General features: G+C 40.3%; 16 protein-coding genes. 14 read left to right on the top strand and 2 right to left on the bottom strand.

Features of this window, described 5'->3' with window-relative positions:
- The first annotated feature begins 11 nt into the window (after positions 1–11).
- From ACG3M1_RS22680 to metK, 3 genes are all read left to right on the top strand, one after another.
- Complete coding sequence (locus tag ACG3M1_RS22680) at positions 12–335, top strand: hypothetical protein (RefSeq protein ID WP_009270058.1); 324 nt, start codon at positions 12–14, stop codon at positions 333–335.
- 8 nt (positions 336–343) lie between these two features.
- Positions 344–712 carry a hypothetical protein gene (locus ACG3M1_RS22675; protein ID WP_009270057.1) on the top strand — a complete coding sequence of 123 codons (369 nt, stop codon included), beginning with the start codon at positions 344–346 and terminating at the stop codon, positions 710–712.
- Positions 713–1,000: 288 nt separating this feature from the next.
- Positions 1,001–2,176 carry a methionine adenosyltransferase gene (gene metK / locus ACG3M1_RS22670; protein WP_009270056.1) on the top strand — a complete coding sequence of 392 codons (1,176 nt, stop codon included), beginning with the start codon at positions 1,001–1,003 and terminating at the stop codon, positions 2,174–2,176.
- 78 nt (positions 2,177–2,254) lie between these two features.
- On the opposite strand, the gene ACG3M1_RS22665 is transcribed toward metK, so the two are convergent.
- A complete protein-coding gene (locus tag ACG3M1_RS22665; protein WP_002606647.1) occupies positions 2,255–2,497 on the bottom strand; it encodes a helix-turn-helix domain-containing protein in 243 nt (80 codons plus the stop codon).
- Positions 2,498–2,749: 252 nt separating this feature from the next.
- Between ACG3M1_RS22665 and ACG3M1_RS22660 the strand changes: the two genes are divergently transcribed.
- The 5 genes from ACG3M1_RS22660 to ACG3M1_RS22640 all read left to right on the top strand — a co-directional run bounded on the left by ACG3M1_RS22660 (position 2,750) and on the right by ACG3M1_RS22640 (position 4,691).
- Positions 2,750–3,244, top strand: a complete 495-nt coding sequence (locus tag ACG3M1_RS22660) for an AbrB/MazE/SpoVT family DNA-binding domain-containing protein (protein ID WP_002606646.1) — start codon at positions 2,750–2,752, stop codon at positions 3,242–3,244.
- A gap of 29 nt (positions 3,245–3,273) precedes the next feature.
- Positions 3,274–3,564 (top strand): RNA-binding S4 domain-containing protein, encoded by a 291-nt coding sequence (locus ACG3M1_RS22655; RefSeq protein WP_002606645.1) that lies wholly within the window; start codon positions 3,274–3,276, stop codon positions 3,562–3,564.
- Positions 3,565–3,653: 89 nt separating this feature from the next.
- Positions 3,654–3,956, top strand: coding sequence for a sporulation protein YabP (gene yabP / locus ACG3M1_RS22650; RefSeq protein ID WP_008816082.1), 303 nt, complete (start codon positions 3,654–3,656; stop codon positions 3,954–3,956).
- A complete protein-coding gene (gene yabQ / locus ACG3M1_RS22645) occupies positions 3,956–4,420 on the top strand; it encodes a spore cortex biosynthesis protein YabQ (RefSeq protein ID WP_002606643.1) in 465 nt (154 codons plus the stop codon). The genes yabP and yabQ overlap by 1 nt, the downstream gene beginning before the upstream one ends.
- Complete coding sequence (locus ACG3M1_RS22640; RefSeq protein WP_009270055.1) at positions 4,350–4,691, top strand: FtsB family cell division protein; 342 nt, start codon at positions 4,350–4,352, stop codon at positions 4,689–4,691. Before yabQ ends, ACG3M1_RS22640 begins: the two co-directional genes overlap by 71 nt.
- Positions 4,692–4,770: 79 nt before the next feature.
- Here the strand turns inward: ACG3M1_RS22640 and ACG3M1_RS22635 are convergent, their stop codons facing one another.
- Positions 4,771–5,241, bottom strand: a complete 471-nt coding sequence (locus ACG3M1_RS22635; RefSeq protein ID WP_008816084.1) for a PTS sugar transporter subunit IIA — start codon at positions 5,239–5,241, stop codon at positions 4,771–4,773.
- Between the two features lie 501 nt (positions 5,242–5,742).
- On the opposite strand from ACG3M1_RS22635, the gene ACG3M1_RS22630 reads away from it, so the two are divergent.
- The 6 genes from ACG3M1_RS22630 (at position 5,743) to ACG3M1_RS22605 (ending at position 11,416) form a co-directional block, all read left to right on the top strand.
- Entirely contained in the window at positions 5,743–6,576 is an 834-nt protein-coding gene (locus tag ACG3M1_RS22630) for a PRD domain-containing protein (protein WP_002606640.1), read from the top strand.
- Positions 6,577–6,733: 157 nt separating this feature from the next.
- The gene (locus ACG3M1_RS22625) at positions 6,734–8,308 is read left to right on the top strand and encodes a PTS transporter subunit EIIC (RefSeq protein ID WP_008816085.1); all 1,575 of its coding nucleotides are present in this window, start codon (positions 6,734–6,736) and stop codon (positions 8,306–8,308) included.
- A complete protein-coding gene (locus ACG3M1_RS22620) occupies positions 8,305–9,480 on the top strand; it encodes a MalY/PatB family protein (RefSeq protein WP_002606638.1) in 1,176 nt (391 codons plus the stop codon). Before ACG3M1_RS22625 ends, ACG3M1_RS22620 begins: the two co-directional genes overlap by 4 nt.
- A complete protein-coding gene (locus tag ACG3M1_RS22615; protein ID WP_009270051.1) occupies positions 9,477–10,070 on the top strand; it encodes a KpsF/GutQ family sugar-phosphate isomerase in 594 nt (197 codons plus the stop codon). The genes ACG3M1_RS22620 and ACG3M1_RS22615 overlap by 4 nt, the downstream gene beginning before the upstream one ends.
- Before the next feature lie 338 nt (positions 10,071–10,408).
- A complete protein-coding gene (locus tag ACG3M1_RS22610) occupies positions 10,409–10,723 on the top strand; it encodes an FtsB family cell division protein (protein ID WP_002606636.1) in 315 nt (104 codons plus the stop codon).
- Positions 10,724–10,768: 45 nt separating this feature from the next.
- Positions 10,769–11,416 carry an HAD family hydrolase gene (locus ACG3M1_RS22605; protein WP_021421026.1) on the top strand — a complete coding sequence of 216 codons (648 nt, stop codon included), beginning with the start codon at positions 10,769–10,771 and terminating at the stop codon, positions 11,414–11,416.
- Positions 11,417–11,591: the final 175 nt, after the last annotated feature.

Below are 11,591 nucleotides of genomic sequence, written 5' to 3'. Positions count from 1 at the left end.
TAAGGTAGGATATGAACTGTAGAGGTATAGGAATTTTACTATGTGCTGCCGCTGTCCTTTGCGGCTGCATTATGCAGAAGGATCATGCAAAGGAAGAAAATATACGATTGGAAATTCTTGCGAAAATTGATATGCTGAAAGATACAAACGGTTTACATATTGAAGATAGCCAAAGGATAAGCAGTACACAGCGATACTTTAAAGATGAAATAATAATGGATGAAAAACGCAATCATGATACAGATGCCATACAGATGAATATTGCATTTCATAATAAAGAGCTGAAGCAGTATCAGGTGCGCATCCACAGGATACCGGTGAATCTGGCAGGATAGATACTGTTTTGCAGTTGAAGAATGACGTGCTGCATGTATATATTGTGAACGTTGACAATACCTATGAGAAAATGCAGGAAACACCTGTGACATCCAAGGATAAAGAAAATTTTCTATCCTCTCTGCTTTTTCAGAAATATAGAAAAGAGGCGAAGGATTACTTCCGCTATCAGAAGCAGGAGCAGGATGCAACCACGGTATATACAGTAGAGCTGACGAATAATGAGAAATTCAGTGAGTATATAAATAAAACAGATAACAAGCGGGGGGATATCCATTTTGAAGAGCTGAAGCTGTCTTATACAATAGATGGATTTGAAAACAGACATGAAACAGCGCTATCGTACATCTCAGGATATTCAGGAGCAGGAATATAACCGGTTATCGACAGAGACAACACTGCATAAAACACGGCGTATAGCTGCATCAAAGCAATCACCTGAATTTCTAAAGCTGAAGTAAATTGCTGAAAGGCTATAAGAAGATATAGAAGGATACCTGCTTCCATATCCCTGCAGACTCTTTCGTGCTACACCTTTAAAAGGGCTGTCATATCAGGCATTGTACAAATGCGAAAAGTAACTTCCCCATGTTGTGCTTGTTTAGCAATAGGGAAAGATGTAAAATAAGAATGATGGTAATTAGTGAAAAGAAAGGAAACGATTATGTTAAATAAACAGTTTTTTACTTCCGAATCTGTGACGGAAGGACATCCTGATAAAATCTGTGATCAGATCAGTGATGCTGTTCTTGATGCGATTCTGGCACAGGATCCGGATGCGAGAGTTGCCTGTGAAACCTGCTGTACAACCGGTATGGTCATGATCATGGGAGAAATTTCTACCAGCTGTTATGTCGATATCCCAAGCATTGCACGAAATGTAGTTCTGGAAATCGGATATGACAGAGCAAAATACGGCTTTGACGGAACCACCTGTTCGGTTCTGACCTCCATTGATGAGCAGTCCAAGGATATTGCACTTGGTGTTGATCACTCGCTGGAAACCAAAGAGGGTGGGGAGGAAAACAATGGTGCAGGAGATCAGGGAATGATGTTTGGCTACGCCTGTGATGAAACACCGGAATATATGCCGATGCCAATATCCCTTGCACACCGTCTTGCACGCCGTTTGACAGAGGTAAGAAAAGACGGCACACTGGACTATCTTCGTCCGGATGGGAAGACACAGGTAACCGTTGAATATGAGAATGACCGTCCAAAGCGTGTCGATACGATTGTTATCTCCACACAGCATTCCGATACGGTTTCTCTGGACACGATTCGCGAGGATTTAAAGAAGCATGTCATTGATGTGATTGTAGATGCGGATATGATGGATGCTGAAACAAAAGTATACATAAATCCGACAGGACGCTTTGTAATCGGCGGGCCGCAGGGAGACAGCGGTCTGACAGGAAGAAAGATAATTGTCGATACATACGGCGGTATGGCCCGTCATGGCGGAGGAGCTTTCTCCGGAAAGGATCCTACCAAGGTTGACCGCAGTGCGGCATATGCGGCACGCTATGTTGCCAAGAATATTGTTGCGGCAGGTCTTGCTCGCAAATGTGAAATACAGCTTGCCTATGCCATCGGTGTGGCACAGCCTGTCAGCGTCCTTGCGGATACCTTTGGAACCGGAGTTCTTCCGGATGAAGAAATCGCAGAAATCGTAAGGAAGGAATTCGATCTGCGTCCTACTGCAATTATCAGGACACTGGAGCTTCGTAAGCCGATTTACAGAAATCTGGCAGCCTATGGTCACTTTGGCCGTGATGATCTGCAGGTGAAGTGGGAAAGCACTGAACCGGCTGAACGCCTGAAGGCATATGTAAAATAAAAACAGGTAAATAAAAAAGCTGTTATGGGATTGCATGAATAGTTCCCATAACAGTTTTTTTTCAGGCTGACAAACAGCTTATTTAATTTCCTGATCCAGGTTTTTGAATACGTCTGTATCAAAAAATTCCACAAGCGTGATATCCAGACCGTCACAGATTTTTTTGATCGTGGAAACGGTTGGATTCTTGCTTCTGCCTGATGTGATGTTGCTCAGCGTTGACTGCGTCATTCCGCACATGATACTGAGTTTGTTCAGAGAAATTTTTCTCTCGTCGCACAGATCATGAATCCGCTCACAACATACTTGTCCCATTGTCATGTCAGATCACTCCTATTTCTATTGACAACTACATTCTAAATGTTTTTATGTATAAAAGGTTAATTTAATATAGTTATATTTGTTATAACAATTAGTTTTGTAAAAAAATACCTTCATTTATGATAATTTATATGCAATTTATGTCTGAATTTGAATGAAATTTCAATCAGAGGAAATGTCTTTCCTCTTTGCCGTCAGGTATAAAGCGATTGTCATATGTCCATACTATTGAAAGAAAAGGAGTGTCTATAAATGAAAGCAACAGGAATTGTAAGACGTCTTGACGACCTTGGAAGACTGGTTATACCAAAAGAAATTAGAAAGCAGTACCGCATGAAAGAAGGAGATTCCATTGAATTCTTTATCGATAATGACAGAATTGTAATTCAGAAATTTGATGTCATGTCCAAGCATATGGAAGAAATCATGATTATGTGCGATACCCTGCGTGCCATATATCAGAATACTGTATTTTTTGTGAAGGATGAATGTATGGTGAAAACAGATCATAAGATACATGATCATTTTCTTATGATTGCACAAACACATCGTTTGAAGGATTTTGATAATGAGCGTATCTATGAGGACAGTGCACAGCGTTATAAGGGTCTGATTTATCCGGTCACCGCATTTGGAGACTGGTATGGTTCCTTTATTATCGTATTTGATAAGAAGGAGCTGGAAAAGTCCGAGCTTTATGCAGTCGAGGCATTTGTACAACTTTTATCTCGCCAACAGCAGCAATAAATGATAAACTTATTTGTAGAGGTGAGTATATGCGTCTTGATAAATATCTGAAAACAGCGCGTATTCTGAAACGTCGTACCGTATCAAAGGAGCTGGCGGATCAGGAACGTGTCTATGTAAACGGAAAAATTGCAAAGCCTTCTACAGATGTAAAAGTGGGAGATACCATCAAGGTTATTTTCGGATACCGTGAGCTGACTGTTAATGTAACCATGATACAGAAGCAGGCAAATAAAAATGATGCTTCCCTGATGTTTGAGGTTGTGGAAGAAAAGCTGATTAAGAAAGAAGAAGTAAAAGATATTCTGGCAGAAGACTGAGGCCGGGATATTTTTTGTTTTGTGCTGCTGTTCTATTCCCCGCTCTCCAGACATAGATTGTAATGAACTAGAAATAAGGAGGAGTTTGTATGGAAGATAACATTAGCAATCCGCTTCGTTTTGAAACGAACCCATATCATAACGTAATTATTAAGGACCGCAAGGTGATGGAGCTGACCGGCGTCAAACAGATTGACAGCTTTGATTCCAGTGAGTTTTTGCTGGAGACCGCACAGGGATGGATGGTGATTCAGGGAAAGGATCTGACCTTGGGCAAGCTGGATACAGAACGCGGGGATGTTGTAATACGCGGTGTCATTGAAGCTCTATCCTATGTATCCAATAAAAAGGGAAACGGAAAGGAATCAGTGATTTCAAAAATCTTTAAATAATGCTGCTGCCTACACAGATTCAGGCAATACTCTATCATTTTCTGATGGGATGGGTATATGCTTTCGGCTTCAGTTTTTTAATCAGCTTTGTAAAGTATCTCCGTTTTCCGATTTTAAAAGGAATCGTAGAGATCCTGTATCATATTCTGTTTACATCCCTTATGTTTATTGGATTGTATAAGATCAATGGCGGTATAACGAATATCTATCTCATCTGTTTTTTTATTCTAGGTGCTTTTATCTATTTTACATGGTATCTCAGCGTGTTTCTGCAGCTTTTCACAGCCATCCGCAGGCTGCTGCATCCGTTTAAAGTGAAACTTCTCGTTGCCAAATCGAAAATTATTGCTATAATTAGATTACCAGGCAAAATCAGGAAGAGGAGGAAAGCGAATGCAAAACGAAAAAAAAGCAGCCGTAAAAAAAAGAAAAAGAAAAAAGCATCCGATGAAAATCCTGATTAGTCTTCTCGCAATAGGGGTTTCATGTTATCTGATTTATGCAGCAAGCACGGATGTTATTGTCATGCTGAATCTGAAGCAGGAAATCTCGGCAAACAACAGTGAAATCAATAAGCTGTCTTCACAGAAAAAAGAGCTGTCTGCACAGAAGGAAAAGCTGAAGGACCCGGAGTATGTAAAACGTTATGCAAGGGGTAAATTTCTTGTCATAAAAAAGGGTGAACAGGTTTTTAAACTTCCCGGTGGCAGCAGCGAAGATACAAATGGCGAATAACTCTGCTTAATTCTTTCTGAAGAACAAGCAGAGTTTTTTTATGCCAGTAGAAAAGAATCGGTAAAACGATATATGATTATCATTCCATAATGATTACGGGATCAGTTGTATTGACATACCCCTTTGTAATCTCTTTGATTTTCAGATTTGCACAATCCGTAACTATCAGCATCGTTGTCATATCGAGGGTAGCATCATGCAGATAGGAAGAATCAAATGATATCACCGGTGTACCTGCCTTTATGCTTGTACCGACAGACTGTAATGCCTGAAATCCTTTTCCCTGAAGCTTCACGGTATCCAGACCGATATGAATCAGCAGTTCAATTCCTTCTCTGCTTCTCACACCAAAAGCATGAAGCGTATCTGCGACAAGAATTAAATCACCGTCTATCGGTGAACATACGCTCGTTGTCTCTGGAAGGAATGCACAGCCATCCCCCATAAGTCTTTTTGAAAACACTTCATCCCTGACATCATCCAGAGCAATACCGCATCCATTTACAGGAGCGTAAAGCTCCCTTTGTTTTTTTCTTCTAAATGTGAACATTTTCATTTACCTCCTGCTGCTAAAAAAAGACATGAGCTCACGCAGAGACCCATGCCTGATTTAACAGTCACATGTTAAATAATACATATTCATGATAAAAGCAAGCAGCCCTTTTGTCAACTATCTTTTGAAAAAGGTATCTTAAATAGTATATGTGGCACTTGTTTAATCAAGGGATAAGTAACCTTATGCTTGCTATGTAAAAACTTCTTATTCTTCTGTAAGCACATATAGTCATCATGATACTAAAATTATACTGTAATACACGAAGTAACACTTTATAAATTAAGCTTGTTTTCCTATGCTTTCTGCGTTGCAATAGCAAACCGCTTATTCATATAATCGAGTATATAGAAAAATATGGAAATAAAAAATACGTATTGACAAATATTGAAAACGCTTTATAATGAAGACAGATACAGGATTGTTACTGCAAAGGCAAGACCATTGATGTCGGGGGACTGACAGGGATGGCCTTTTTTTATCGAAAGGGAGAGTAGTATGAAAATTGCAAAAATTTTTAATAACAACACCGTGGCCACGATTTCCCAGGATAAAACTGAAATGATAGTAACCGGTCCGGGTATCGGATTTCACAAGGCGGTTGGAGATCAGATTGATGAAAGAAAAATCGAAAAAAGGTATCTGATTGAGAATACACAAAGAACAAGATTTTATCAGATGCTGGAAAATATACCGGTTGAATACTTCGAATTTTCTGAAATCATCTTCAAAAAAGCATCTAAGGAATTCAAGGGTGGTTTAAACAATCAGATGGTGCTGTTATTGACGGATCATATAGCATTTGCTATTGAACGTGAAAAACAAGGGATACATCTTCCTAATCTGTTGTTGCCGGAAATCAAAACACTGTATCATAAGGAGTATCAGATCGGTGTGTGGGCATTGAAATATATCGCCTTGAAGACAGGGGTTCACCTTCCTCTCGATGAAGCAGGCTTCATCGCCATGCATATCATCAATTCCAGAAGTCAGGATCACAAAAACAGTGCGGAAGAAATATTGACCTTCAGTAAACAGATTCTACATATTATTGAGGTTACGATGCATATTGACTGGAAGGAGAAGGACTTCGATCAAACACGTCTTGCAATGCATCTGAAGTATCTGGGACAGCGGATTTTTACAGTTGACCGCACGCATATAAAACAGGATTTCAATGATAAAATGTATCGTATGATGCTGGAAATGAATCCTGAAATGAAATCATGTTTAGAAAGAATAAAAAGTTTTGTGAAGCATAATTATGACTATGAGCTGGGCAGACAGGAGCTGTTCTACATCATGGTACATATACTGAAAATATTAAATTAGGATTGTTACGAAAGGCAAGACCTGATCATCTGGACGAGGGTGCAGATATGGGTCTTTTTTTCGTGCAGTAAGCAGGAAGAATAAAGTCCTACTTATGATATAGGCGAATCAGCTGCATGAATTAGAAAAATAGTTATGTATAAAAAGGAGAAAATGTATGGAAAATAAGAAAAAAAGTCTTTGGCAGTTCTTTCAAATGCTGGGAAAAACCTTTATGTTTCCAATTGCTTTACTGAGTGTGTGCGGTATGCTGCTGGGAATCGGATCGGCATTCACAAATTCAAGTCTGATAGAGGCGGTTCCATTGCTGGGTAATCCTGTGCTGCAGAAAATTTTCAGCTTTATGACAACACTGGGCTTGTTTGCCTTTAATAATCTGGGGGTATTGTTTGCGATGGCGATTCCTTTAGGACTACTGAAGGAGGAAAAAGAGTTTGGTGCATTTACCGGTCTAGTTAGTTTTATGGCTATGCATATCGGTACAAACTTCTATCTGACAATTACGGATCAACTGGCTGCTGCAGATAAAATGACAGAAGCAGGGCAGGGGATGATTCTGGGAATTCAGACGTATAATACAAGCGTTCTTGGCGGTATTATTGCTGGACTTATGGTATTCTGGCTATATCCGAAAATATCAAAGGTAAAAATACCGGAGGCGCTAGGTTTTTACAGCGGGCCACGTCTGGCACCGATTGCCATGTTGGTGATCATGGGAATTTTCGGCATGGTAGCGGTACCTTTATTCTGGCAGCCATTTTACAATTTCTTTAAGATGATTGGGGAATGGATATCCACCTCCGGACCGATTGGTTATTTCTCCTATGCGGTAGCTGAACGTGTAACAATTCCGTTTGGTTTGAATCATCTGGTAACGAGTACCTTCCGCTTTACACCAATTGGCGGAACTGCTATTATCAATGGTCAGGAATATATGGGAACGGTTAATATGTTTCTTGCTTATGTAGCTAATAATATGGATATTCCATTAGATTTGGCAGGCAAAATGGAACAAGGCAAGCTGATGATTCAATACGGACTGTGTGGTGCGGCGTTGGCAATGTATCGCTGCGCAAAGCCGCAGAATAGAAAGAAAATCAAAGGTCTGCTGATAACCGGCGCTTTAACTGTCGTGATTGGCGGTATCTCTGAGCCTATTGAATTCTTATTCCTGTTCGCATGTCCTCCGCTATTTTTTGTTCATACTGTATTAAATGGTATTGCCAATATGGTTCTGCCGTATCTTGGCGTGCTCATGGGTTATACCGGTGATTTGATTCAGTTCATTACATTTGGTGTCTTGCGTGGTACCAGAACTGGCTGGCCGATTGCTATTGCGTTTGCGGCATTCTATTTTGCACTGTATTACTTTATATTCAAATGGTCTATCCAGCGATTCGATATCAAAACACCCGGGAGAGAAGAGGTTATGGCTATCAGTGAAGAGGATACAGAGGATATGGATGACTTTGCGGCACTTTCATCCTATAAAGGTATTCAGATGCTGAAAGCACTGGGTGGAAAGGACAATATTGTTTCCATTGATAACTGTGTTACAAGACTGCGTCTGGAATTAAACGATGTTAATCTGATTGATGAAGATGCAATTAAGAATGCAGGCGGTATTGCTGTTGTGCATTTGGATGAGCATACAATTCAGGTGATTGTGGGTACACAGGTTTATGCTTTACGTAAGCAAATAAACAAAGCGATGGAGATGCAGCAGGCATGAGCGGCTCAGAATTTGATACGGTCATAGATCGAAGAGGAACCTTTTGTACACAATGGGATTATATCGAAGATCGTTTCGGAACAGACAATCTTCTCCCGTTCACCATATCGGATATGGATATTGCATGTCCAAAGAGCCTTGTATATACGTTGAAAAAGCGGATTGAGCACCCGATATACGGCTACAGCCGCTGGAAAAATGAGGACTATCTATCCGCAATTGTTCACTGGTATGCGAGCCGCTATGACTGTATGATTAGCAAAGATTGGATTTGTTACAGTCCCAGCGTTATGTATTCCATAGCAAAGCTGCTACAGCTATGCAGTGAGCCTCGGGACGGTGTTTTAGTATTCACACCGGCCTATGATTCCTTCTATAAGGTTATTGAAAATAATCAGCGCAGACTGATTAGCAGTGAACTGCTGGAGAATGCAGGGTATTATCAAATTGATTTTGAGGATGTGGAAGAAAAATGCAAGGAAGCACGCATTCTGTTGCTTTGCAACCCGCATAATCCTGTAGGCAGAGTATGGAAAAAACAGGAACTGCAAAAGCTTTTACAGCTTTGCGAGAAATATGATATTACAGTAATCAGCGATGATATTCATATGGATATCACGTATAAGGAAAAAGGGATTCCTGTACTGAAGCTTGCTTCTGACTGTCGTTGTTTCATTTGTTCCTCTCCATCCAAGACATTCAATATACCTTCCCTGCAAGGTTCCTATGTGATACTTCCGGATTTCAAAATTTATGAGGCATTTGAAACAATGACGAGGTATACGGAGTTTGTTAATTCCCCAGCTATACTGGGGGTGCTTTCTACCATAGAAGCATATCGACACTGTGCGGAATGGGTAGATGATTTATGCTCTTATTTATATGATAATCTTAAGTACACAGAGAGCTATATACAGAAGCATATGCCGAAGCTGAAATTTCAGATACCCGAAGGCTGCTATTTCGCATGGATTGATTTTCATGAACTTGGTATTTCGGATGCTCAAATGCAGCAGTTTCTCATTCATGAAGGGAAAGTCGCTATCATGTCCGGGACTGTCTACGGAGCTAAACAGCATCTTCGATTTCATGTAGGTTGTTCGAGAAGCAAGGTAGAGGATGGTCTGTGTCGTTTGAAAAAGACATATGACGCTATTGAGAGGTTAAAATGAAAAAATATCTTATAGAAGCAATAGAAAGGGAAAAAACAGCACTGGATGCATTATCAGCTATGTCTCTGCAGGAATGTGAAAGAGTAATGGCCGCAATAGAGGAATGTAAGGGAAAGGTGGTATTCTGCGGTGTTGGAAAATCAGCGCATATAGGGGCAAAACTTGCCGCAACATTTGCTTCGCTTGGTATACCTTCATTCTTTGTTCATGCTACAGAGAGTGTTCATGGGGATCTTGGAATGATAGAGGAAAAGGATATCGTAATTCTCATATCCAACAGTGGAACTACACAGGAGGTCATACAGGTTTTAACTCCGCTGCACAGCATAGGCTGTATGACAGTGGCCTGCTGTGCGAATAGGGATTCTATACTGGCAAAAGCATGTGACCTTACTCTGATTTATCCAAAGGTGACGGAGGCAGATGCATACAATCTTGCACCAACTTCATCCACAACTCTGGTTTTGGTACTTGGTGATGCAATTGCCTGTGCCATTTCCAAAAAACGCGGATTCAATCCATCGGATTTCCATAAATTTCATCCCGGCGGAAGTCTTGGAAAACGGCTTGATGACAAATCTTGCATATAAACTATACATATGGATTTCCATCAGGATACCCCGATAAGCAATGGTAAATCAAGACGAGCAGCATCGGAAAAAGAGCTGTCGAAAAAAGGAAAGCTGAAGGACCCGGAGTATATAAAACGTTATGAAAGGGGTAAATTTCTGCTCATCTAAAGCTTATGCAAAAAATCATGCTGAATAAGGTATGAAAGCCATCTGCTGCAGATAGTATATCTCTAAATGCAGTCTTTATGAAACTTTATATAAAACTATTTAAACCCAGATTATAAAGCAGGAAAAAAGCCTTGTCAAAATACTGTTCTCTGCTTATAATATGGTTACAGCGAATAAGGAGGATGTGCATGGCAAAGGATAAAAAGAAAAAAAGAAATAAGCTTAAGACGTTTTTGAGTCTTGCTGCTATCTTCATTGCATGCTTCCTGATTTATGCCGCAAGCTCTGATTTGATGATGACAATGAAGCTGAAGGATGAAATCACTTCTTCTGAAGAGATGATCAACTCTCTGGAAAATCAAAAGGATGATCTTTCCAAGGAAAAGCAGAATCTGGAAAATCCTGAATATGTGAAGCGGTTTGCCAGAGGTAAGTACATGGTCAGCAAGCCTGGAGAACAGGTGTTCAAGCTGCCGGCTAAAAATAATGACGATGATGATTAAGTCCCTATAGACAGCTATAGGGCTTTTTGATGTGGAGGAAAAGCTATGAGAAACTGGAAAGCGATAATTTTTGATATGGATGGTACACTCTTTGATACAGAAACCATTTCCATGAAGGCATGGAAAAGGGTGGGAGAAACCCTTCAGCTTCCTACAAGCGATGAATTTATTTTATCTCTAATTGGAAGAACGAGAAAGGATCAGCAGGTTGTATTTGATTCCTATATGCCCAAGGACTGGCCGCAGGAAGAAGCATGTAGTCTTCATACACAGTTCAAAAAAGAAGAGAAGCTGAAAAATGGTGTACCACTCATGGGGGATGTAAAGGGACTTCTGGATACCGTGAAGGCAAAAGGGTATACGATTGCAATGGCAACCAGTGCTTCAGCGGAGGATGTGGAATTTAATTTGAACAATGCGGGTATTCAGCATTATTTTGAAGCTATCATCAGTGATGAAATGATTACACACGGAAAACCGGCTCCTGATGTATATCTAAAGACTGCACAGCAGCTGAATCTTTCACCGCAGGAATGCCTTGTAGTGGAGGACAGCCTAAACGGTGTTCGGGCAGCGTTTGGTGCAGGTACCACAGTGGTTATGATTCCGGATAAAGTACAGCCTACTAAGGAAATAAAGGCAATGTGCAATTATATACTGAAAAGTCTTGACGATTTGAAAGAAATCGTATAAATATAAAGATGTACAGAGAAACGCAATAAAAACGAATACGGACAGGGAAGAAGCAGCGGCAGCCGATATACAGGGGCGGGCTGCTTTTTTGTTTCTTTCTGTGTATTGATTATCAGCATGCAGTCGCAGCCTTCTATGCATAATTATACATAGTTTTACAATATTTCCTCTTGCA

Origin of the sequence: Clostridium sp. 10cd* (assembly GCF_044336395.1) — a bacterium.
In the GTDB taxonomy this organism is placed as follows: Bacteria; Bacillota_I; Bacilli_A; order Erysipelotrichales; family Erysipelotrichaceae; genus Clostridium_AQ; species Clostridium_AQ innocuum.
Note: the sequence above shows the minus strand (reverse complement) of the source record. Positions and strands in the feature narration are given on the sequence as shown.

What these genes read in the sequence shown, in the direction of transcription:
- ACG3M1_RS22680 (WP_009270058.1), top strand. Translation starts at nt 12, where the DNA reads ATGAACTGTAGAGGTATAGGAATTTTACTATGTGCTGCCGCTGTCCTT.
- metK (WP_009270056.1), top strand. Translation starts at nt 1,001, where the DNA reads ATGTTAAATAAACAGTTTTTTACTTCCGAATCTGTGACGGAAGGACAT.
- ACG3M1_RS22665 (WP_002606647.1), bottom strand. Translation starts at nt 2,497, where the DNA reads ATGACAATGGGACAAGTATGTTGTGAGCGGATTCATGATCTGTGCGAC.
- ACG3M1_RS22660 (WP_002606646.1), top strand. Translation starts at nt 2,750, where the DNA reads ATGAAAGCAACAGGAATTGTAAGACGTCTTGACGACCTTGGAAGACTG.
- ACG3M1_RS22655 (WP_002606645.1), top strand. Translation starts at nt 3,274, where the DNA reads ATGCGTCTTGATAAATATCTGAAAACAGCGCGTATTCTGAAACGTCGT.
- yabP (WP_008816082.1), top strand. Translation starts at nt 3,654, where the DNA reads ATGGAAGATAACATTAGCAATCCGCTTCGTTTTGAAACGAACCCATAT.
- yabQ (WP_002606643.1), top strand. Translation starts at nt 3,956, where the DNA reads ATGCTGCTGCCTACACAGATTCAGGCAATACTCTATCATTTTCTGATG.
- ACG3M1_RS22640 (WP_009270055.1), top strand. Translation starts at nt 4,350, where the DNA reads ATGCAAAACGAAAAAAAAGCAGCCGTAAAAAAAAGAAAAAGAAAAAAG.
- ACG3M1_RS22635 (WP_008816084.1), bottom strand. Translation starts at nt 5,241, where the DNA reads ATGTTCACATTTAGAAGAAAAAAACAAAGGGAGCTTTACGCTCCTGTA.
- ACG3M1_RS22630 (WP_002606640.1), top strand. Translation starts at nt 5,743, where the DNA reads ATGAAAATTGCAAAAATTTTTAATAACAACACCGTGGCCACGATTTCC.
- ACG3M1_RS22625 (WP_008816085.1), top strand. Translation starts at nt 6,734, where the DNA reads ATGGAAAATAAGAAAAAAAGTCTTTGGCAGTTCTTTCAAATGCTGGGA.
- ACG3M1_RS22620 (WP_002606638.1), top strand. Translation starts at nt 8,305, where the DNA reads ATGAGCGGCTCAGAATTTGATACGGTCATAGATCGAAGAGGAACCTTT.
- ACG3M1_RS22615 (WP_009270051.1), top strand. Translation starts at nt 9,477, where the DNA reads ATGAAAAAATATCTTATAGAAGCAATAGAAAGGGAAAAAACAGCACTG.
- ACG3M1_RS22610 (WP_002606636.1), top strand. Translation starts at nt 10,409, where the DNA reads ATGGCAAAGGATAAAAAGAAAAAAAGAAATAAGCTTAAGACGTTTTTG.
- ACG3M1_RS22605 (WP_021421026.1), top strand. Translation starts at nt 10,769, where the DNA reads ATGAGAAACTGGAAAGCGATAATTTTTGATATGGATGGTACACTCTTT.